Source organism: Pseudomonas sp. OV546 (assembly GCF_900116845.1).
Lineage (GTDB): Bacteria > Pseudomonadota > Gammaproteobacteria > Pseudomonadales > Pseudomonadaceae > Aquipseudomonas > Aquipseudomonas petroselini.
Genome location: NZ_FPCE01000017.1, coordinates 16816 through 38177 on the forward strand (window position 1 = coordinate 16816; position 21362 = coordinate 38177).

Below are 21362 nucleotides of genomic sequence, written 5' to 3' on the forward strand. Positions count from 1 at the left end.
GACTGCTCATGAAACGCAAAGACAAAATTGCGGTCTCCGTTATCGCGGTATTCGCCGTCGGCGTGCTGGTGTACCTGGTCGCGCCGGGCGTGCTCGGCAGCAAGCGCCAGACCACCAACGACGCCTTCGTCGCCGCTGACTTCACCCTGGTGGCGCCGCGCGTGGCGGGCTTCATCAAAGAGGTGCTGGTGGAGGACAACCAGCGCGTCAAGGCCGGGCAACTGTTGGCGCTGATCGACGACCGCGATTTCCGCGCCGCCGCCCAGGCTGCCGACGCTGATACGTTGGTCGCCCAGGCCCAACTGAAAAATGCCACTGCCACCCTCGAGCGCCAAAGCTCGGTGATCGCCCAGGCCCAGGCCACCGTCGCAGCGGACCGCGCCGAAGTGGCTTTTGCCGAACACGAACTCAATCGCTACAACCACCTCGCCGGTGTAGGCGCCGGCACCGTGCAGAACGCCCAGCAAGCCAAGACCCGCATCGACCAGGCCACCGCGCGCCTGGCGAACGCGACGGCGGTGCTGGCGGCCGAACGCAAGCAAGTGGAGATCCTCACCGCCCAGCGCGATGCCGCCGAAGGTGGGCTCAAGCGTGCCCAGGCCGCGCTGGAATTGGCCAGTTATCAACTGTCCTACACGCGCATCGTCGCGCCGGTGGATGGCATGGTCGGCGAACGTGCGGTGCGCGTTGGCGCGTATGTGACGCCGGGCAGCAAGATCCTCGCGGTGGTGCCGCTGGAAGAGGCGTACGTGGTGGCCAACTTCCAGGAAACCCAGCTTTCCCATATGCACGCCGGCCAGGCCGTGCAGGTGCGCGTCGACAGCCTCGACGGTGAGTTGCTCAACGGCCATCTGGAAAGCCTCGCGCCTGCGACGGGCGTGACGTTCGCCTCGGTCAAACCCGACAACGCCACCGGCAACTTCACCAAGGTCGTGCAGCGGATTCCGGTGAAGATCGTCCTCGAACCCAACCAGGCACTCACCGAACGCCTGCGGGTTGGCATGTCGGTGGAAGCCAGCGTCGACACCCAGCCCGTTGCGCAGCAGCGTGAGGTGGCCCAGCAATGAAGCGAATTGCCTGGCTCACCTTGAGCCTTATCAGCCTGAGTGCCTGCACGGTCGGCCCGGACTTCCACAAGCCCCAGAGCCTGCCAGTGTCGCAATGGAACGAGCCCCAGGGTCGTCAGGCGACCAGCCGTGCCGTCAGCGATCCCTTGCAGGAGCGCTGGTGGGATGTGTTTCACGACGCGCAACTCTCGGCCCTCACCCGTCGCGCGCTCACCGATAACCTTGACCTGAAACTGGCCAGCAGTCGCCTGCAACAAAGCCGTGCCGTACGCCAGGTGACCACGGCCGAGCGATATCCCAACGTCAACGCCAACGCTGATTACCTGCGCCAACGCAACAGCGGCAAAGGCCTAAGCGACCCGTCCGGCAATAACGGTCGTTCGGCGTTCAACCAGTGGGACATGGGCTTTTCTGCCTCTTGGGAGTTGGACTTCTGGGGCCGTGTGAAACGCGAAACCGAAGCCGCTGACGCCACCCTGCAAGTCGCCGAAGACGACCGCCGCGCTGTGCTGTTGTCGGTACTCGCCGAGACCGCCCAGGACTACATCCAACTGCGCGGCGTACAGAACACCCGCGCCGTCACCGAGCAGAACCTCGACGTCGCCCGCCACAGCCTCAAGCTGTCACAGTTGCGCCTGGCCGATGGCGTGGCGACCGACCTGGACGTCGCCGAAGCCGCCGCCCAGGTCGCGGCCATCGAAGCGCGTCTGCCGGATCTGCAACAGCGTCAGGACCAACTGATCAATGCCCTCAGCCTGTTGATGGGCGAGCCGCCGCAGGCCCTGCATGCGCAGTTGTCCAAGGACGCCGCCGTGCCGCAAACCCAGCGCCAGGTTGCGATTGGCCTGCCGTCGGAACTGGCCGAGCGCCGCCCGGACATCCGCCAGGCCGAAGCCCGCCTGCACGCCGCCACCGCCAGCATCGGCGTTGCCAAAGGCGACTTCTACCCGCGCATCACCTTGTCCGGCAGCCTCGGCTCCCAGGCCATGCAACTCTCGGATCTCGGTTCCTGGGGCTCCCGCGCTTTTGCCTTCGGGCCGCAGTTCAGCTTGCCGCTGTTCAACGGCGGACGCCTGCAAGGCATGGTGAACCTGCGCGAAGCCCAACAACAGGAAGCGGCGCTCGCGTACCAGCAAACCGTGCTGCGGGCCTGGCATGAGATCGACGACCAGTTGACCCGCTACAACGCCAGCCAATTGCGCCGCGACAGCCTCGCCGAAGCCGTGCGGCAGAACCAGATTGCCCTGAGCACCGCGCAGCAGCAGTACGTGGAAGGCGTGGTGGATTTCGTCAACGTGCTCACTGTGCAGAGCGCGCTGCTGGCCACGCAAGAGCAATGGGTGGAAAGCTCGACCGGCGTGTCCCTGGCCATGGTTGGCCTGTACAAAGCGTTGGGCGGAGGCTGGGAATCGGTGTATCCGCTGCAAACCGCTGGGCGCTGAACGGCAAAGCTACAGATTGAACGCATCAAGGGTTTTGCAAAAACACCACGTAGCCTCGAAACCATTCGCTGTCCTTCAAATACCCCGGTGCTTGCCACTCTCCGCCCTGAATCAAGCCAATCTTGAACGGCAGCCCCAGCCGATCCATGCGTGGCAAGTACGCCGCGTAATCCGGGATGCTGTGGCGGCCTTGGTACGTCTGCACCACCACTTCATCCACCACGCCCTTGAGCTGGGCGATGGCCGCCGGGTCGGCGTTGCTGCTCCAGTCCATCAAGCCGGTGATGCTCAGGCGCAACTCGGCAGGCAAACGCTGGCGCAGGTCGCGCAGGAACTCGGCATATTCGTGCAGGTATTGGGTACGCGCATCGAAGTCGATCTGGATACCGACCACCGGGTTGCCCGCATCGCGCCAGCGTTGCACTTGCCCTAGCAGTTGTGTGTAGACCTGTTCCGGCCAGCGCAGGGTGTGGGCGCGGTAGACGATCCAGATGTCGCCCTGGGTGAGGCGTGGCACGCTGATGCCTTGGGCGATCATCTGCACGCCACGACCCGGCGCGCGGCGGGTGGCGTTGATCTGACCCTGGAGGATATACAGGGTCTTGGCCTGCTTGAGCACCGGTTGAGGGGTGACGCCACTCCACAGCCAGAAGGCGTCATAGTCACGGGCGTCAACGGCGCCGAAGGCCGGGCTTGCCAGTAACAGCAAGCCTAGCCACAGGTGCTTCACCAGTAGTACTGCAGGGACTTGCCCCACTGGGTGTCGGCGAAGCCGGTTTTCAACTGACGGAACCATGCCTTGCGCACGGCCGGCTCCACATCAACGCCGCCGCAACTGTTGTAGCCCGATGGCCCATAGCAGTTGATCGCGCGAAACAGCGCATAGGCGCGATCATTCTTAGGCGCCTTGGCGTTGCCGATCACCTGTTTGTAGCCGTCCAGGCGCGAGAAGGTTTCTCCCTTGAAGTCCGACGCAGTGCTGCCCAGGCTGCCGGCGGCGCGTGCCTGTTCCAGTGGCATGCCGTCCAGGCCGTTGCGCAGGATGAACTCACCCAGACAGTTCAGGCCCTGTGGGTTTTTGGCATCGGCCTGCAAGGTCGCGGCGGTTTGCGCAATGCTCGGGCAGGCGTAGCCGGATTCGGCCTTGTCGCCATTCCACTGGAACAGCTTCAAGGTTTGGCCGGCGCTGTAGACGTAGCCCAGGCTGGTGCCCAGTTTGTCTTCCGAAGGCTGGGCGGGCAGTTGCTTGAGGTCCTCGGCAAAGGTCGCGAACTGGCCGCGCAGCAGGTCTTTGTAGAGCAGCACGAATTGTGCGGTCTGGCGTTCCAGCGGGTCGCTGGCCTGGGCGATCTGCTGGCGCAGCAACTCAGGACCTGCAACGTTGCGCAGCAGGATGTAGCGCACCGGCTTGGCGCTGATCGGCGAGTCGGCGGCGAATACCTTGGCCAACTGGCCGCTGCGCTCGTAGTTCATGGCCAGGGCCAATTCCAACTGGTCGCGTTGCAGCGGCAGTTTCGCCAGCGGCAGCAGTTGCAGCCAGAGCGCTTCGGCACCTTTCCAGTCTTGCTTGGCTTCCAGGGCGAGGGCGCGCAGGGTCTGCTGGCTGAAGGCGAAGTAATTCAGGCTCGACGGTACGGTTTGGGGCAATAGCTTCAAGGCAGCGTCCGGTTGATGCTCGCTGTACAGCGCATTGACCGCCAGCAGGTAGTCATGCAGTTCCGGCGCACTGGCGAATGCGGCTTTTTGCTTCTCCAGGTCGGCGCGGGAGAGGGCCGGCTGGTTGCCGCCGCGCATCACCATCAGGTCACTGACAAACTGGATCATCGGTGTGGTGACGGTCTCGCTGTTGACCATCAACAGCTTGAGGTCAGCTTCCTCCACCAATTCATCCACCGACACATTGCGCTGCGCGTCAGTGGCCTGGGTCATCGCCCAGGCGTAGGCCTCGGCGAGTTTGGTGTTGTCACCGGCCAACCAATAGACCCGGCGCAATAGGCCACGGGCGGAAGCGACGTAATCGCCCTGTGGATAAGTTTTCAGGTAGTTGAGGAAACCTTCCTCAGCCTCGCTCAGGGCAGACTTATCCACATGCTCGAGGCGCGGCATGCCGTATTCGTCGAAGGCTTCGGCCTGGGCCTGGTTCAGTGAGGTACGCGCGGTCATGTACAGCGCGGTTTCCTTCAGCCACGGCACGTTGCTGCTGCTGGCGGCGGCAAACCCCCGTTCGGCGTCACTGAAGCGACCACTGTAGAAGTCGGCCGCGGCTTGCAGGTAAGTGCGCAACAGTTGGCCTTCGCTGGACTGGATCTGCTGGGCGTCCACCACTTGGCCCTCCCACGAACAGGACGTGAGCAGCTGCAAGCGCGCCTTTACCAGCAGCTCGCGTTCGGCCGCCGGCACGTCGGCCTTGATCACCTGGCGGATAAACGCGGTGGCGCTGTCATCGTCGTTGCTGCGGCAGCGGCTGCCTTCGCCATTGAGGAATGCTTCGCCAGCGGTTTTGTACTCGTCGCGCTTGATGCCCAAGGGCTGCAGCAGTGTGTCGAGTTCGGCGGTGTGTGAGTCGTCCGGGGCGTTGTCGGGTTCTTCGTTTGTGCTGGGAATGGGGGCCAGGCGATAGACCGGGAAGGGCACCGGGCCAAAGCCCTGGGACAGGTCATCTTCGCTCAAGGCGTTGGGCGCCAACGGCGCAGCCTTTTTGTCGGCCAGCAACAGGCGCAGATTGACGCGGCTGTCGTTGCCCGGGCTGAGGAAGGGCAGGTTGCTGCACGCGTCGAGGCTGTCACGTGCCACCCGCCAGTCGGGGTAGCACGAGTCGTCGGAGCTGGCCTGGGCGTGTTGGGAAAGGCCTGCGAGCAGTGCCAGTGCCAGGGGTGACAGAAAACCGATGCGCATGACGTGTCCTTGATCCTGAGTCCGTGGAGGGGGGCAATAATAGCGTGTTCCTACGGTTGCTTCGGAGACGCCCTGCACAATTTGCTGATTTGTCCGATTCCAGCAGCCAGCCTGGATCTTTTGTCCTAGAGTGGCGGTGTTTATGCGTGAGCAATCAAGGCAGTGGTAGGGGAATCGAGGTGCGTCGGTCTGTGGTAGAACAAAACGAAAAGGTCGGGACGTTACCCGCACTCAACCGCCTGACGTGGGAAGGCGCCGGTTGGATCAGCCGACTCTGGTGGGTGCCGATCCTGGCGCTGGCTATGATTCTGCGTTTTTACAACCTGACGGCGGCGGCGATCTGGGGCGACGAAGGCTCGAGCCTGCTGCTCAGCGAATACGCCTTGGCCGACCTGTGGTTCCACGCGGCGCACGACGTGCATCCGCCGCTGTATTTTTTCCTGCTGCGCGGCTGGATCGAGCTGTTCGGCGACAGTATCTGGTCGATACGCGGCATGAGCGCCATTCCCGGTGTGGTGGTCGTGGGCCTGGGCGTCTGGCTGACCCGGCAACTGTCCACGCGCCGGGCGGCGGTACTGGCGGGGATCCTGCTGGCGCTGTTGCCGACAGCGGTGCGTTACAGCCAGGAAGTGCGCATGTATTCGCTGCTGGGGGTGTGGTTGCTGGGCGCCACGCTGGCGCTGGTGTACTGGGTGCGCCAACCCGAGCGCACGCGCTATCTGGCGGCCTATGTCGTATTGATGAGTGCCGGTTTCTACACCCATTACTTCACTGCGTTGTGCGTGCTGGTGCATTGGGCTTACCTGGGCGTGCTGGGTGGCACGGCGCCGCGAGGCCAACGCCTGATCACGCGCCCGGCCTGGTGGGTGGCGAACACAACGATTGTGCTGGTGTACCTGCCGTGGCTGCCGAACCTGCTGGACCTGGTACAGCACGTCGACCAGCTCAAGGTGGGGGGCGACATCGGCTGGGAAGAACCGGTCAACCTGTTCTCCCTGCCCTCGATGATCTGGCAATTCGTGCTGCAGGATGAAGGCGTTGGCTTCTGGGCACCGCTGTTCTGGCTGTTTCCGCTGTTGCTGCTGGCTGTCGTCGTCATCACGGCCTGGCGTGATCGCGAGCGTCATCGACCGGCCCGCTTGCTGGCGCTGTTTTTCTTGCTGCCGTTGTTATTGGTCTACGGCGTGTCGTTTATTTCCCCGGTGTTTATCGAACGCTACCTGACGGTGTATGCCCTGGGCTTGCCGATCCTTTGGGCGATGGCCATCGACCGCCTGCCATCACGGTTTGCACTGCTGGGGGCGGCGTTGTTCGTCCTGTTTGTCGGCGTGGAACTGGTGGGGCTTAAGAACAATTTCACCGTGGATGAGCACGACCAGTTCAACGTGCCGGTGGAGTTCGTCAACCGCAATTACCAGGAAGACGACCGCATCGTCCTCAGCGACATGATGTGGTACCTCAGCTACGTGTATTACGACCAGACCGACGCTCAACTGCAGCTCTACACCCCGCCCAAACCCGACGGCACGCCCACCCGGCCGAATGCCTACGGCTTCGGCACCCTGGTGGACCAGGACGGCGGACGCATCTACCTCGACCACCTGTCGGCACTGCCCGCCGAAACCCGCCGCGTGTGGCTGATCAGCAGCAACGAAGCCCCGGACGACTTCGCCCCGCTGCCCGAAGGCTGGCGCGAACTCAGTCGCCAGGATGGCGGCGGTGCGAGGGCGCGGTTGTTCGTGTTGTGCAACGTGCCGTCGGCGCAACCCGAGGGCTGCCGCTAGACTGGGTTAACGCTTTTCTAACAGGAGTCCGTCATGGAATCGCCCGTGCATAGCTTGCCGTCACTGTTCAAACAGCTGGGTCTGCCGGATGACCCGGTGAGTATCGAGCAGTTTGTCACGACTCATTCGCCCCTCAAGCCGGAGCTGAAACTGGCGGATGCGTTCTTTTGGACCGACAGCCAACAGGCATTTTTGCGCGAGGAAATTCTGGAGGATGCAGATTGGGCAGAAGTGGTGGATGAATTGAACTTGATGTTGCGGGGCGGGCGAGGGGTGCAAAAGACTTAGCAGAAAGGGCAAAAGTTGAAAAAATCCGGTCTTTTACCGCGTTAGTAAACTTTTCCTGAGGTCCGGGCTTGGTGGCCAGGCCGAACACCAATCCTGAAGCCAGCACTGATCTAAATGTGGGAGGGGGCTTGCTCCCGATAGCGGTCAATCAGTCAACCTTGTATTGACTGAAACTGCGAAATCGGGAGCAAGCCCCTCCCACATTCGGTATGCGGTAAATCCTACCCCCACGCTAAAACCAGCTTTACTGACTCTCACCACCCATCCGCAAAATTGTTTCAAAACTTGACGCATTTGGATCCATCCACCATATTGATAGTTAGCAAACTAACTGTATGCGAACTATCCAGTGCCTCAATCCCTCGAACAACTCCAGATGAACCTCAGCAGCAGCATGGTGGTGGGCGCCCGTAACTGGCGCAAAATCTGCCAGACCACGCTGGTGAGCTATGGCATCTCCGAAGCTTGCGCCGTGCCGCTGTTGATGATCGGCCGCCTGGGTGACGGGGTGCACCAGGTCAAAGTGGCCCAGGCGTCGGGGATGGAAAGCCCGTCGCTGGTGCGCCTGCTCGACCGGCTGTGTTCCGACGGCTACGTGTGCCGTACCGAAGACGTTCACGACCGTCGCGCCAAGTCCCTGAGCCTCACCGAGCGCGGTCGTGAACTGGTGCATGCGGTGGAAGTGCAACTGGTGCGCCTGCGCAAGGACGTGCTGGCGGATATCGCCCCCAGCGATCTGGAAGCCGCGCTGCGTGTGCTGCGTGCTTTCGAGGCGGCGTCGCTTTGAACGGATTTTTTACCGGTTTCCCGCCCGCCCGTGATTGGTTCTACGGGGTCCGTACCTTCGCGGCCTCGATGATTGCCCTGTACATCGCCATGCTCATGCAAATGCCGCGTCCGTATTGGGCGATGGCCACGGTGTATATCGTGTCCAGCCCGTTTGTCGGCCCTACCAGTTCCAAAGCGCTCTACCGTGCCATCGGCACGTTCATGGGGGCGGCGGCGGCGGTGATCTTTGTGCCGATGTTCGTGCAGTCGCCCTACCTGCTGGTGGTGGTGATTGCCCTGTGGACGGGCACCTTGCTGTTCCTCTCCATGCACCTGCGCACCGCCAACAATTACGCCCTGATGCTGGCCGGCTACACCTTGCCGCTGATCGCCTTGCCGGTGGTGGATAACCCCCTGGCGGTCTGGGACGTGGCCGAAGCGCGCACTGAAGAAATCTTCCTCGGCATCGCAGTCGCAGCGGTGGTGGGCGCAATGTTCTGGCCGCGCCGGTTGATGCCGGTGTTCGATGGCTCGGTAGCCAAATGGTTTGCCGACGCGCAGGTCTACAGCCAGCGCTTCCTCACGCGCAACGTCGAGCCTGAGGAAATCAGCACACTGCGCGGCGGGATGGTCGCCACTTTCAACACCCTTGAATTGATGATCGGCCAATTGCCGCACGAAGGCGCACGGCCACAGACGGTACGCAATACCAAGGAATTGCGCGGGCGCATGATTCACCTGCTGCCGGTGATCGATGCCCTGGATGATGCGGTGTACGCCATCGAACACCGCGCACCAGAGTTTGTCGATCAGCTCGCGCCGTTGCTGGAAGCCGCCAACGCCTGGCTGGAAAGGACTACCGACACCGCGCCTCTTGAGCGCTGGCGCGTGCTGCGCGACCAGGTCGACGCCGCCCAACCCCAAGGCGAAGCGCTGGACGACCGTCACACGCTGCTGTTTTCCAACGCGCTGTACCGCCTGGGCGAATGGATCGACTTGTGGCAAGACTGCCGCAGCCTGCAAGCCGCCATCCAGTGCGAGAGCCAGGACACTTGGCGCGCCGTCTACCGCCACTGGCGCTTGGGCCGGCTCACGCCGTTCCTCGACCGTGGCTTGATGTTCTACTCGGCGTTTTCCACCGTCACCGCGATCATCGTCGCCTCGGTGCTGTGGATCCTGCTCGGTTGGACCGACGGCGGCAGCGCAGTGATCCTGGCCGCCGTCGCCTGCAGCTTTTTCGCAACGATGGACGACCCGGCGCCGCAGATTTACCGGTTCTTTTTCTGGACCGCCATGTCGGTGCTGTTCGCCAGCCTGTACCTGTTCCTGGTGCTGCCCAACCTGCATGACTTCCCGATGCTGGTGCTGGCGTTTGCCGTGCCGTTTATCTGCATCGGCACGCTCACGGTGCAGCCGCGCTTTTACCTGGGCATGCTGCTGACGCTGGTGAATACCTCGTCGTTCATCAGCATCCAGGGTGCCTACGACGCGGACTTTCTCAACTTCGCCAACGTCAACCTGGCGGGGCCAGTGGGCCTGCTGTTCGCCTTTGTGTGGACGTTGATCGCGCGGCCCTTCGGCGCTGAATTGGCGGCCAAGCGCCTGACCCGTTTCAGCTGGCGCGACATCGTCAGCCTCACCGAGCCGGCGACCCTCGCCGAACACCGGCACATGGCCGTGCAAATGCTCGACCGCCTGATGCAACACCTGCCGCGCCTGGCCCTGATCAACCAGGACACCGGCACCGCCCTGCGCGATTTGCGTGTGGCGCTGAACCTGCTCGACCTGCTGGCCTACTCGCCGCGCATCCTCGGCGTGCCACGGGTGCTGCTCAACCAAGTGGTGGAAGGCGTGGGGGGGTACTTCAAGGCCTGCCTCAAGGCGGGTGAACGCTTGCCCGCGCCCAGCGGTCTGCTGATGACCCTGGACCGCACGCGCCGCGCCCTCAACGGCCAGGGCCTGCAAGACGAACACGACACGCGCCTGCACCTGCTACACGCGCTGGCCGGGCTGCGCTTGTCGCTGCTGCCGGGCGTGGAATTTATTGGCGGCACCGAGATGGAAGCGCCGCTGCCTGATGGAGCGCCTTTATGATCGGTGATCTGGATATCAGCGGGGTGTTCCTGCCCACGCTGCTGGTGCTGATGGGCATTACGTATGTGTTGTTCCTGGTGGTGCACGGGTTGTTGACCCGCGTCCACTTCTATCGCCTGGTCTGGCACCGGGCATTGTTCAATGTGGGGCTCTACGCGCTGTTGCTGGGCGCGGTGGACTCACTCAGTCGATACCTGATGACATGAAAAAACCTTTTTTGACCATCGGCCGTGTAGTCCTCACGCTGTTGATCGTGACGTTTGCGGTCGTCGTAGTGTGGCGCATGGTCATGTACTACATGTTTGCCCCCTGGACCCGTGACGGCCACATCCGGGCCGACATCGTGCAGATCGCCCCGGACGTCTCCGGGCTGATCCAGCGCGTGGACGTGCGCGATAACCAGTTGGTGACCAAGGGCCAGGTGCTGTTTGCTGTCGACCAGGACCGCTTCAAGCTGGCCCTGCGCCAAGCCCAGGCCGCCGTGGCCGACCGCCAGGAAACCCTGGCCCAGGCCCTGCGCGAGTACAAGCGTAACCGTGGCCTTGGCAACCTGGTGCCCAGCGAGCAACTGGAAGAAAGCCAGTCGCGTGTCGCCCGCGCCCAGTCAGCCTTGGCCGAGGCCCAGGTGACGGTGGATTCCGCCCAGCTCAACCTCGACCGCTCGGTGATCCGCAGCCCGGTGGACGGCTACGTCAACGACCGTGCGCCGCGCGCGCAGGAGTTCGTCACCGCCGGGCGCCCGGTGCTGTCGGTGGTGGACAGCAATTCCTTCCATATCGACGGTTATTTCGAAGAGACCAAGCTCGACGGCATCCATGTCGGCATGAGCGTGGATATCCGTGTGATCGGCGACAACGCCCGTCTGCGTGGCCATGTGCAGAGCATCGTCGCCGGTATCGAAGACCGCGACCGCAGCAGCGGCTCCAATCTGTTGCCCAACGTCAACCCGGCGTTCAGCTGGGTGCGCCTGGCCCAGCGGATTCCGGTGCGCATTGCCTTTGACGATGTACCGGCGGACTTCCGCATGATCGCCGGGCGCACGGCGACGGTGTCGATCATCGGCGATAAGGTCGACAACGGAGCCAAGCCATGAAGCAGCTGCTGGCAACCGCTGCCCTGGGGGTGTTGCTGTCGGCCTGCCAAGTCGTGGGGCCGGATTACACGCTGCCGGAAAAGTCCGCCATCAACCGTGGTGACCTGCAAGGGCAACTCGCGGGCGAGGGCCACAACGTGGTCTCGGCGCCGGTGCCGGCCGACTGGTGGAAACTCTACAAGGACCCGCGCCTGGATGAGCTGGTGCGCCAGGCCATGGCCTCCAACACCGACCTGCGCGTGGCGGCCGCCAACTTGCAGCGCGCGCGCTATCAAACCCAGCAAGCCGAATCTGCCGGAGGCTGGAGCGTCGGCGCCAAGGCCGAAGCCCAGCGCCTGCAAGAGTCCGGTGAGGCCTTTTTGCTGTCGGAAAAAGTACCGGTGGGCAATATTGGCAGCGTCGGCATCACCACCTCTTACCAATTCGATTTGTTCGGCACCCTGCAGCGCGGAATCGAAAGCGCCCAGGCCAGTGCGGATGCCGCGCAAGCCGCCGCCGATATCGCGCGCATCACCCTGGTGGCGGATGTAGTGCGCTCCTACACCCAGGTCTGTGCGGCCAATGAAGAGCTGGCGATTGCCAACGAGTCCCTCGACCTGCAGGCCCAGAGCACTAAGCTGACCCAGCGCCTGCGCGACGCCGGGCGCGGTGATGAAACCCAGGTGACGCGCTCGCAGACCCAATACAAATCCTTGCGCGCCGACATGCCGCGCTACCAGGCGCTGCGCCAGGCCGGCTTGTTCCGCCTGTCGATGCTGCTCGCCAAGCCGCTGGACCAACTGCCGGCGGGCACCGGCACTTGCGCCGAATTACCGCACATCGCCCAATTGTTGCCGGTGGGCGACGGCGCGACGCTGCTCAAGCGCCGTCCCGATGTGCGTCAGGCCGAACGGCAACTGGCCGCTGCCACCGCGCGTATTGGCGTGGCCACGGGGGCGCTTTACCCGGATATCAGTATCGGTGCCACTGTGGGCACCGTCGGTCTGCTCGATAACCTCGGCACACCGGCCACCAATCGCTGGGGCTTTGGCCCGATGATCAGTTGGACAGTGCCGACCAACGGCGCACGCGCCCGCATCCACGAAGCTGAAGCCGCCACCCAGGGCGCCCTCGCGCACTTTGACGGCGTGGTGCTCAACGCCATCCGCGAAACCCAGACCGGCCTTGCGCAATACACCGCGCAGCTGCAACGCCGCGACGCCCTGGCCGAAGCGGGCGAGTCAGCCAAGGAAGCGGCGGGGCAGACCCATCGCTTTTTCCAGGCGGGTCGCGCGTCTTTCCTGGCCGACCTGCAAGCCACCCGCACCTACACCGATGTGCGCGCGCAGCTGGCGGCGGCCAACACCCAGGTCGCCATGAGCCAGATCGATCTGTTCCTGGCACTGGGCGGCGGCTGGGAAAGCGGACGAACGCAAGCGTCACAGCCCGGCAAACCCTGAGCGAATAGCTATGCTTTGACAGGCGGATCGCCGTGACGATTCGCCTGACACTGCTCGCGTTTGCTCATGGGGATTCCAATAATGAAAAACCCTTATGCTCCCGCTTTCTGGTGCGTGTGTTTCGCACTGGTATTGTTATCGGCGACTTACTTCTACGGCGTCATGCTGGCTCATCAACTCGACAAGGCGATGGTATTTCTCGACAGCGCCTGCCTGGTGATCGGCACCCTGTCCATCGGCGTCGTGGCCTGGGCCTCCTACCAAAATCAACGGGTGAAGAAAAAACTCCTCGAACAAGGCAAGACCCGCGTAGCCATCTGGGATACCAAGGTTGCGCTGCGTCGGGTCGAAACCGTGTTCGACCGCTATTTCTGGGGCAGCTATTGGCAGCCGGGGCGCACGTTCCAGGAAGTCATGGGCGACCTCACCGGCACGCCCCTGGAAAAAAGCCTCGAAGTCCTGAAAAAACAGTGTGTGGCGCTTGATCAGCAGGTTGCTGACGGCAGGCACTGGCTGAATAACGCGCGGGAATTGTCCGACGTGGCCACCCAGATGGCCCGCGAGCGCTACCAGCTCGACTTCTGCGACCCCAAGGCCGACACCCCCGGTAATGCCGTGATACACCGCGAGTTTGAGGTGTTGGTGTACACCTGGACGGCGCGCTTGAAGAGTTTCGACCACCAACTGGATGAAATTGAGCTGGAGTACTCCTGAACTCCTGTTGAACTGATCCCTCTGAAAGGCTGGGCCGTTTGTGGCCGCCAGTGCTAATCTTCCCCCGTTTTCGGCGGGCTTGAGCCAATCCCCTTGGGGTTCAAGGAAGACAGCCCACTTCTCACAGGATTTGATCAGGTCACTTCATGAATAAGCCAGCAGTCGTTCTTTTGGGTTTTGTTGTCGCCGTCGGCGTCGTCAGTGCGGGCGGTGCCTGGTACACCGGTAAGCAACTGGAGCCGGTGTTGCAAACGGCGGTTCAGGACGCCAACAAGGAACTGCAACGTTCCATGGCCGGCATCGACGGCACCGTTGCACTGGAGCTGGTGTCCCTGGACCGTGGCCTGTTCAGTAGTACCGCGCACTACCGCCTCAAAGGCCAGGGCTCGTTCTTCGGCGAGCAGAACCCGAACCCCGAGCTGCTGATTGTCGACCATATCGAACACGGCCCGCTGCCATTCTCGCGCCTGGTATCGCTGAAATGGCTGCCGGTCATGGCCACCAGTCACTACGAACTGGAAAAGAACGCCACCACCGAGAAATGGTTCGCCGCCGCCAAAGACCTGTCGCCACTCAAAGGCGTGGCCAATATCGGCTACAGCCGTTCGGTGAACGGCAATCTCGAACTGCTGCCGCTGGAGTTCAAGGACGCGACGGGCTCGGTCAACTTCTCCGGCCTGAACCTGGATTTTGACAGCACCGCCGAAGGCAAGAAGGTCAAGGTTGACGGCTACATGAACAGCCTCAAGCTGGCCGTGATCGACGCCAATGGCGCGCCATTCGACGCTGAACTCGCTGGCCTGACCGTGGCCAGCAACCTGGAGAAATCCACTTTCGGCTTCTACACCGGGCAGAACACTGTAGAGCTGAGCGACGCCAAGCTCACCTTCGGCCCGCAGAAAGCCGTGCTGACCCTCAAGGGCTTCGAGCAAAAAGACGCCAGTGAAGTCAAAGACAACACCATGTCCGGCCGCGTTGACTACAAGATCGACGAGATCGGCTACCAGGGCAAACCGGTCGGTTCCGCCGCCATGGCCCTGAGCTTGAAAAACATCGATGTCCCGTCGGGCCTGGTGCTGACCAAGCTGTACCAGGACAAGATGCAGCCGGTGCAAGCCGCTGCCGCCGCCGGCCAACCGGTGCCCGAGCTGCAGCTGACCGAAGCCGAGCAAGCGCTGGCCCAAGCCAACGTCAACCAGATGCTGGCCGCCAAGCCGCACCTGGCGCTGGAAAACCTGTCGCTGAAAACCACCCACGGTGAAAGCAAGTTCAACCTGGTGCTGGACCTGGCCAAGCCGACCACCCTGGAACTGCCGCCGGTTGAACTGGGCAAGCAAATGGTCTCGCTGCTGGACGCCAACCTGACCCTGTCCAAGCCGATGATCGCTGACGTTGCCGCGCTGCAAGCACAGGTCGGCGGTGTGACCGACCCTAAAGCCATCGAGCAGCAATCCCAGATGGCCAGCGAAATGGTCAGCGGCATGGCCGTCGGCACGCAGCTGGCGACCCTGGTGGGCAGCGACGTGGTCTCCAAGCTGCATTACGCCAACAATGAAGTGACCTTCAATGGCCAGAAGATGACCGTTGAGCAATTCATTGGCTTCGTGATGTCCAAAGTCGGTGCGGTTGGCGGCGCGCAGTAAAGATTTCGCCATCGCCCAGAAATAAATAATGGGGGAGCGGGATTGCCCGCGATACGGGTCAAACTGTCGGCGCTCCCGCCGGCGTGTGACCCGTTATCGTAGGCAAGTCCGCTCCCCCATTCGTATTTCAGATTTGTCGCGCAATTCTGAACAATTGTGCTGATTTGTGCATTTCGATACAGGCGTCGGGGATAGTTCATACAGGAAAGCTAGGTCGGGTCACGAGACGCCGACGCCCTGATGCAAATCGCTCAGGACCACCTATCGTTACAGCTTTCCGTGTGTAAGGAAGCTCACGATATGCTGCGAAACATTCCACTCAGTGCCTCAGGCCGGTTACGGCTGCTCATCGGGGTAACCTTGTGCAGCCAGTTGCTGATGCCCACCTTTGCCATGGCCGACACGGCCTATGACGCCCTGATCATCCAGGCGCGCAACGGCAACTTCACCCCCGCCCTGACCCAATTGCGCCAATTGCCTGCCGAGCGCCAGACGCCAGGCCAGATCAGCGATCACCTGGTGATCGCCGGTTGGGCCGGCCAGGATGCCGAAGTGCTGAAGGTGTACGAGGCGCAGGGTCAGAACCGCAACTTGACTGCCCAGGCGCTGGCCACGGTTGCGCGTACCTATCGCAACCAGAAGCAGTGGGCGCAGGCCGAGGCGGTCTATCGCAAGGCGCTGCTGCGTGAACCGAATAATGTCGACCTGCAATTGGGCCTGGCCCTTACCCAGGCTGACGGTGGTAAGGCCAGCGAAGCGGTGCAGCGCACCCGCGCCTTGGTGGCCGCCAAGCCCGATGACCCCAACCGGCGCATGGCGCTGGGCTACGCGCTGACTCGCGCGGGCTTGCAGTTCGATGCGCTGCATGAATTCGACCAGGCGTTTATCCGCGCCGGCGACAAACCGGAAGTGGCCCGCGAATACATCGTCGCCCTGCAAAAGGCGCGTTTACCGGAGCCTGCATTGCGCCTGTCGGCCCAGCGTCCGGGGCTTGTTGACCCCGTCACTCAGCGTCGCCTGGAAGGTGACCTGGCGGCCGAGCGCGTGCGCATGGCCGAGTTCGCCACGCGCTCCGAGAAAGAACGCTATGTCATCGCTGATCGTGCCTTGCAGGGCTACGACCAACTCCTCGCCCGCTGGACCCCGGACGCTAAGGCCCATGACGACGTGCTGACCTGGCGCATCGACCGCCTGGGCGCGCTCAAGGCACGGGCACGCACCGCTGACGTGATTCGCGAGTACGAAACCCTCAAGGCCGAGGGTGTGCAATTGCCCACCTACGCTGTGCGTTGGGTGGCGGCATCCTATCTCGACCAGCGTCAGCCGGAAAAAGCCGAACCGTTGTACCGCCAGGCGTTGAGCGCCCCCGACGCCGAGCCTGATGATCGGGTCGAAGACACCACGGCGTTGTTCTACGCCTTGCAGGAAAGCGATAAAGCCGACGACGCCCGCGAAGTCGCCAACAACCTCGCCAAGAACCAAAGCCCTCGAGTCGAACTCAAGGGCTTGCCTGTCGGCAACCCCAGCGATGCGTGGATGGACGCGCAACAACTGTCAGCCCAGGCCGGCGTTTTCGGCGGTGACCTGCCAGGCAGCGAGGCCGGCCTGGAAGCGCTGGTGGCAAAAGCCCCGGGCAATGTCGGCTTGCGCCTGGCCCAGGCCGACATGTACCGCGCCCGTGATTGGCCACGGCGCGCCGAAGGCCTTCTCAAGGAAACCGAAGCCCAGGCCCCGCGCGACATTGGCCTGGAAGTGAGCCAGGCCTACACCGCCATGGACTTGCAGGAGTGGCGCCAACTCGATGTGCTGACCGATGACGTGGTCGCGCGCAACCCGGACAACCGCCAGGTGCAGCGCCTCAGTCGCCTTCGCGATGTGCATGATATGGCCGAGCTACGGGTCGAGGCCTACACCGGTAAAAGCTTCGGCGGTGGCAACGACGGCGATGCGGGTGCCGTTTCCGGCAGCCGTGACTGGGGTATCGAAAGCCGCCTCTACACGCCGCCCATCGACGAAGACTGGCGCCTGTTCGCCGGTGCCGGCTATGCCCGCGCCGATTTCGAAGAGGGCACCGGCCAGCATCGTTGGCAGGTGGTCGGCGTAGAGCGGCGCACCCGTGACATGACCATTGAAGCCGAGGTGTCCAACCACTCCTACGGTGATGGCTCAAAACAAGGCGCTGCCGTGTCGATTGCCCGCGACATCAACGACAACTGGCAATACGGCGGCAGCCTTGGCTACCTCCTGTCCACCACCCCGCTGCGGGCGTTGAATGACGGCGTCACGGCCAACGGCGGCAGCGGTTTCATCCGCTGGCGTGCCAATGAAAGCCGCGAATGGAAACTGACCCTCAGCCCGTCCCATTTCAGCGATGGCAACGACCGTTTCGAAGCCTTGCTCAGCGGCCGTGAAGGCCTCTACAGCTCGTCGAAAGTGCAAGTGGACCTGGGCCTGGAAGTCGGCGCCAGCCGCAACAGCAAGGAAGACACGGTGTACTTCAACCCGAAGTCGGACTTCACCGTGTTGCCTGTCCTCAACATCAACCATGTGCTCTATCACCGCTACGAGACCCAGTGGAGTCAGCAGTTCCAGGTCGGTGCGGGTACGTATAGCCAGCGGGATTATTCCACCGGTGGCATCGGTCTGGTGGGCTACGGCCAACGCTTTCGCTGGAACGATGTCCTGGAAGCCGGCGCCAACCTGAGCCTGATCAGCCGACCTTATGACGGTGATCGCGAACGCGATCTGCGTCTGCTCGTCGACCTCACTTACCGTTTCTAGAAGAGCCTGACCATGACCGTCCTCAGCCGTTGCCTGTTGATCCTGGGCGTAATGCTGGCCAGTGCCTGCGCCCAGCAACCCGCACCCTTTACTCCACCCGCCGAGCGGCCGACCCCGGCCAACGAAGCGCCGTGGCCGAAAAACCATTTCCTGGGCATTGCCTACCACGACGTCGAGGATCGCGACCCCGATCAGGCGGTGGTGGCGGTGCGTACCGAACGTTTGATCGAACAGCTGGCCTGGCTGCGCGAGAACGGCTACCAGGCGGTCAGCGTCGACCAGATCCTGGCAGCCCGCAACGGTGGGCGGCCGCTGCCACCCAAAGCCATCATGCTCAGCTTCGATGACGGTTATTCCAGCTTCTACACACGGGTGATGCCGATCCTGCGCGCCTATCACTGGCCGGCGTTGTTGGCGCCGGTGGGCTACTGGATCGATACGCCGATGGACAAACCGGTGGACTTTGCCGGCCAACCACGGCCGCGTGGAGAGTTTCTTACCTGGCAGCAGATCCGCGAAGTGTCCCAGTCGGGCCTGGTGGAAATTGCGGCGCACACCGATGCCAGCCACACCGGCATCCTCGCCAACCCCCAGGGCAACTTGGAGCCGGCGGCAACCTCGCTGCGCTTTGATCCGGCCACGGGCCGTTATGAAAGCCAAGCGCAGTTCGATGCGCGCATGCGTGCCGATGTGGTGGCAATCTCCAACAAGATCCAAAAGGTCACGGGCAAGAAACCACGGGTGTGGGTATGGCCCTACGGTGCAGCCAAGGGCACTTCGCTGGCGATCGTTGGCGAGCAGGGCTATCAAATGGCCCTGACCCTGGAAGATGGCCTCGACAGCTCCAGTGACCTGATGAACAGCCCGCGCTTCCTGGTCGCCTCTGACCCGGACGGCGAGCACTTCGCCAACAGCATCGTCGCGGCGCAAGCCAAGGCACCGCTGCGCGTGCTGCATGTGGACCTGGACAACGTCTACGACCCGGACCCGGCCCAGCAAGCGCGCAACCTCGACCAACTGGTGCAGAGGGTCGTCGACATGGGCGCGGGCACCGTGTTCCTGCAAGCCTTCGCCGACCCCAAGGGTGATGGTCTGGTGCATGAACTGTATTTCCCCAACCGTCACTTGCCGGTACGTGCCGACTTGTTCAACCGCGTCTCCTGGCAATTGCACACCCGTGCCCATGCCGCGGTGTATGCCTGGATGCCGGTGCTCAGTTTCGCCCTCGACCCCAAGCTGCCGCGCGTGACGCGCTGGGACCCGAAAACCGGCCAGGTCGGCCTCGACCCCGACCAATACAAACGCCTGTCGCCGTTTGACCCGCAGGTGCGCAAGATCATTGGTGAGATCTATGAAGACCTGGCGCGCAACAACGCCATCGACGGTGTGCTGTACCACGACGATGCGGTGCTCAACGACTTCGAAGACGCCAGCCCGGCCGCGCTCAAGGCGTATGCCGCCAACGGCCTGCCGAATACGATCGAGGCCCTGCGTGCCGACCCGGCCGTGATGCAACGCTGGACGCGCTTCAAGAGCCGCTACCTGATCGACTTCACCAACGAGCTGACCGCCAAGGTCCGCGCCATCGGTGGGCCGCAGGTGCAGACCGCGCGCAATATCTTCGCCGAGCCGATGCTCAATCCCGGCAGCGAAGCCTGGTTCGCGCAGAACCTTGATGACTTCCTCCAGACCTACGACTGGACCGCGCCCATGGCCATGCCGTTGATGGAAGGCCAAGAGTACAAGACCTCCAACGCCTGGCTGGAGAAGCTGGTGGCGACGGTCAAGGCGCGTCCTGGCGCGATGGAGCGCACGGTATTCGAACTGCAAGCCAAAGACTGGCGCACCAAGGCCGCGCCGGATATTGACGCTAAGCAGATGGCTGAATGGATGGGTGTACTCAAGCGCCAGGGTGTCACGAGTTTCGGTTACTACCCGGACAACTTCCTGGAAAACTCCCCGGACCTGAAGACTGTGCGTCCGGCCCTTTCCAACCAATGGAACCCTTGACCATGTTCGACAGACTCCTGGCTTTATTCGTGCTGGCATTGGTATTGGGCGTGCCCCTGGGCCTGATCTTCCTGGTCACCGGGCAGTTCCTGATGGACTTTGTGTTTTTCTACCCGCTGTTCATGTCGGCGTTGTGGATCGCAGGCGGGGTTTACTTCTGGCTGCACTGGGAGCGCCACTGGCCCTGGGAAGAAGACACACCGGCACCCACGCTGGCCGGCAACCCGCTGATCTCGATCATCATCCCTTGCTACAACGAAGGGGATAACGCCGCCGACACCATCCATGCGGCGCTGGGCCAGCTGTACCCGAACATCGAAGTGATCGCGGTGAACGACGGCTCCAAGGACAACACCGCCGCCGTGCTCGACGCACTGGCACTGGAGCACCCGCGCCTGCGCGTGCTGCACCTGGCGCAGAACCAAGGCAAGGCGGTGGCCTTGCGCATGGGGGCCGTGGCCGCACGCAGCGAATACCTGGTGTGCATCGACGGCGATGCGTTGCTGGATAAAAACGCGGCGGCCTACCTGGTTGCGCCGATGCTCGATAACCCGCGCCTGGGCGCCGTGACCGGCAACCCACGGATCCGCACACGCTCGACCTTGATCGGCCGGGTGCAAGTGGGTGAGTTCTCTTCGATCATCGGCTTGATCAAGCGGACACAACGGGTGTTTGGCCGGATCTTCACGGTGTCGGGTGTGGTGGTAGCGTTCCGTAAAAAGGCGCTCGACCGTATCGACTACTGGAGCACCGACATGATCACCGAGGACATCGATGTCAGTTGGAAGCTGCAGCTTGATCACTGGAGCATCTTCTACGAGCCGCGTGCCCTGTGCTGGATCCTGATGCCCGAAACCGTCGGCGGCCTGTGGAAACAGCGCCTGCGTTGGGCCCAGGGCGGTGCCGAAGTGCTGTTCAAGAATATCCGTGGCATCTGGCAATGGCGTCACCGCTACCTGTGGCCGCTGCTGTTCGAATACTGCCTGTCCACCGGTTGGGCGTTCACGTTCCTGCTGTCGGTGATTTTCTGGGGGGTGGGCAAGTTCATTCCGCTGCCCCAGGCCATTGCCGTGGACTCCCTGATGCCGCCGGCGTTTACCGGGCTGGTACTGGCGATGGTGTGCCTGTTGCAGTTTGCGGTGAGCATCCTGATCGACCGCCGCTACGAGAAAGACCTGTGGAAAACCCTGTTCTGGACCGTGTGGTACCCGATGGTGTTCTGGCTGGTCAGTTTGTTCACCACCCTGGTCAGCTTTCCCAAGGTGCTGTTCAACCAGCACCAGAAGCGTGCGCGCTGGGTCAGCCCCGATCGCGGCATTAAACCCACTGAAGAGGAGGCGTGAT

At 62.8% G+C, this 21362-nt stretch carries 16 protein-coding genes; 14 read left to right on the plus strand and 2 right to left on the minus strand.

Going from position 1 to position 21362, the window contains the following annotated elements:
- Positions 1 to 8 precede the first annotated feature (8 nt).
- Both BM403_RS27870 and BM403_RS27875 read left to right on the plus strand, forming a co-directional pair.
- The gene (locus BM403_RS27870; RefSeq protein ID WP_012721569.1) at positions 9 to 1067 is read left to right on the plus strand and encodes an HlyD family secretion protein; all 1059 of its coding nucleotides are present in this window, start codon (positions 9 to 11) and stop codon (positions 1065 to 1067) included.
- On the plus strand, positions 1064 to 2509 hold the full coding sequence (locus BM403_RS27875; protein ID WP_093546193.1) for an efflux transporter outer membrane subunit: 1446 nt from the start codon (positions 1064 to 1066) through the stop codon (positions 2507 to 2509). The genes BM403_RS27870 and BM403_RS27875 overlap by 4 nt, the downstream gene beginning before the upstream one ends.
- Positions 2510 to 2534: 25 nt before the next feature.
- Here BM403_RS27875 and BM403_RS27880 read toward each other — a convergent pair whose 3' ends face one another.
- Both BM403_RS27880 and BM403_RS27885 read right to left on the minus strand, forming a co-directional pair.
- The gene (locus BM403_RS27880; RefSeq protein ID WP_012721571.1) at positions 2535 to 3239 is read right to left on the minus strand and encodes a DUF3142 domain-containing protein; all 705 of its coding nucleotides are present in this window, start codon (positions 3237 to 3239) and stop codon (positions 2535 to 2537) included.
- Entirely contained in the window at positions 3236 to 5404 is a 2169-nt protein-coding gene (locus tag BM403_RS27885) for a PA5441 family protein (RefSeq protein WP_093546195.1), read from the minus strand. Before BM403_RS27885 ends, BM403_RS27880 begins: the two co-directional genes overlap by 4 nt.
- Before the next feature lie 179 nt (positions 5405 to 5583).
- Between BM403_RS27885 and BM403_RS27890 the strand changes: the two genes are divergently transcribed.
- The 12 genes from BM403_RS27890 to pgaC all read left to right on the plus strand — a co-directional run bounded on the left by BM403_RS27890 (position 5584) and on the right by pgaC (position 21361).
- Entirely contained in the window at positions 5584 to 7188 is a 1605-nt protein-coding gene (locus BM403_RS27890; RefSeq protein WP_093546198.1) for a glycosyltransferase family 39 protein, read from the plus strand.
- A 33-nt stretch (positions 7189 to 7221) separates the two neighbouring features.
- Complete coding sequence (locus BM403_RS27895) at positions 7222 to 7476, plus strand: DUF2789 domain-containing protein (protein WP_046034555.1); 255 nt, start codon at positions 7222 to 7224, stop codon at positions 7474 to 7476.
- Between the two features lie 376 nt (positions 7477 to 7852).
- On the plus strand, positions 7853 to 8263 hold the full coding sequence (locus BM403_RS27900; protein WP_043204616.1) for a MarR family winged helix-turn-helix transcriptional regulator: 411 nt from the start codon (positions 7853 to 7855) through the stop codon (positions 8261 to 8263).
- Positions 8260 to 10338: an FUSC family protein gene (locus BM403_RS27905; protein WP_046034556.1), complete on the plus strand. Its 2079-nt coding sequence runs from the start codon at positions 8260 to 8262 to the stop codon at positions 10336 to 10338. Before BM403_RS27900 ends, BM403_RS27905 begins: the two co-directional genes overlap by 4 nt.
- Entirely contained in the window at positions 10335 to 10544 is a 210-nt protein-coding gene (locus BM403_RS27910; protein ID WP_012721577.1) for a DUF1656 domain-containing protein, read from the plus strand. Before BM403_RS27905 ends, BM403_RS27910 begins: the two co-directional genes overlap by 4 nt.
- The gene (locus BM403_RS27915; protein ID WP_093546200.1) at positions 10541 to 11431 is read left to right on the plus strand and encodes an efflux RND transporter periplasmic adaptor subunit; all 891 of its coding nucleotides are present in this window, start codon (positions 10541 to 10543) and stop codon (positions 11429 to 11431) included. The genes BM403_RS27910 and BM403_RS27915 overlap by 4 nt, the downstream gene beginning before the upstream one ends.
- Positions 11428 to 12870: an efflux transporter outer membrane subunit gene (locus BM403_RS27920; RefSeq protein WP_012721579.1), complete on the plus strand. Its 1443-nt coding sequence runs from the start codon at positions 11428 to 11430 to the stop codon at positions 12868 to 12870. Before BM403_RS27915 ends, BM403_RS27920 begins: the two co-directional genes overlap by 4 nt.
- Before the next feature lie 81 nt (positions 12871 to 12951).
- On the plus strand, positions 12952 to 13584 hold the full coding sequence (locus BM403_RS27925; protein WP_028615228.1) for a hypothetical protein: 633 nt from the start codon (positions 12952 to 12954) through the stop codon (positions 13582 to 13584).
- Between the two features lie 146 nt (positions 13585 to 13730).
- Positions 13731 to 15227: a YdgA family protein gene (locus BM403_RS27930; RefSeq protein ID WP_012721581.1), complete on the plus strand. Its 1497-nt coding sequence runs from the start codon at positions 13731 to 13733 to the stop codon at positions 15225 to 15227.
- 300 nt (positions 15228 to 15527) lie between these two features.
- Positions 15528 to 18008, plus strand: a complete 2481-nt coding sequence (pgaA, locus tag BM403_RS27935) for a poly-beta-1,6 N-acetyl-D-glucosamine export porin PgaA (RefSeq protein WP_093546203.1) — start codon at positions 15528 to 15530, stop codon at positions 18006 to 18008.
- Positions 18009 to 18020: 12 nt separating this feature from the next.
- Positions 18021 to 20018 (plus strand): poly-beta-1,6-N-acetyl-D-glucosamine N-deacetylase PgaB, encoded by a 1998-nt coding sequence (gene pgaB / locus BM403_RS27940; protein ID WP_012721583.1) that lies wholly within the window; start codon positions 18021 to 18023, stop codon positions 20016 to 20018.
- A 2-nt stretch (positions 20019 to 20020) separates the two neighbouring features.
- Positions 20021 to 21361, plus strand: a complete 1341-nt coding sequence (gene pgaC / locus BM403_RS27945) for a poly-beta-1,6-N-acetyl-D-glucosamine synthase (RefSeq protein ID WP_012721584.1) — start codon at positions 20021 to 20023, stop codon at positions 21359 to 21361.
- The last annotated feature ends 1 nt before the right edge of the window (position 21362 follow it).

Excerpts from the sequence above, each read along its gene's own strand:
- BM403_RS27870 (WP_012721569.1), top strand. The coding sequence starts at position 9 with ATGAAACGCAAAGACAAAATTGCGGTCTCCGTTATCGCGGTATTCGCC.
- BM403_RS27875 (WP_093546193.1), top strand. The coding sequence starts at position 1,064 with ATGAAGCGAATTGCCTGGCTCACCTTGAGCCTTATCAGCCTGAGTGCC.
- BM403_RS27885 (WP_093546195.1), bottom strand. The coding sequence starts at position 5,404 with ATGCGCATCGGTTTTCTGTCACCCCTGGCACTGGCACTGCTCGCAGGC.
- BM403_RS27895 (WP_046034555.1), top strand. The coding sequence starts at position 7,222 with ATGGAATCGCCCGTGCATAGCTTGCCGTCACTGTTCAAACAGCTGGGT.
- BM403_RS27900 (WP_043204616.1), top strand. The coding sequence starts at position 7,853 with ATGAACCTCAGCAGCAGCATGGTGGTGGGCGCCCGTAACTGGCGCAAA.
- BM403_RS27910 (WP_012721577.1), top strand. The coding sequence starts at position 10,335 with ATGATCGGTGATCTGGATATCAGCGGGGTGTTCCTGCCCACGCTGCTG.
- BM403_RS27915 (WP_093546200.1), top strand. The coding sequence starts at position 10,541 with ATGAAAAAACCTTTTTTGACCATCGGCCGTGTAGTCCTCACGCTGTTG.
- BM403_RS27920 (WP_012721579.1), top strand. The coding sequence starts at position 11,428 with ATGAAGCAGCTGCTGGCAACCGCTGCCCTGGGGGTGTTGCTGTCGGCC.
- BM403_RS27925 (WP_028615228.1), top strand. The coding sequence starts at position 12,952 with ATGAAAAACCCTTATGCTCCCGCTTTCTGGTGCGTGTGTTTCGCACTG.
- BM403_RS27930 (WP_012721581.1), top strand. The coding sequence starts at position 13,731 with ATGAATAAGCCAGCAGTCGTTCTTTTGGGTTTTGTTGTCGCCGTCGGC.
- pgaA (WP_093546203.1), top strand. The coding sequence starts at position 15,528 with ATGCTGCGAAACATTCCACTCAGTGCCTCAGGCCGGTTACGGCTGCTC.
- pgaB (WP_012721583.1), top strand. The coding sequence starts at position 18,021 with ATGACCGTCCTCAGCCGTTGCCTGTTGATCCTGGGCGTAATGCTGGCC.
- pgaC (WP_012721584.1), top strand. The coding sequence starts at position 20,021 with ATGTTCGACAGACTCCTGGCTTTATTCGTGCTGGCATTGGTATTGGGC.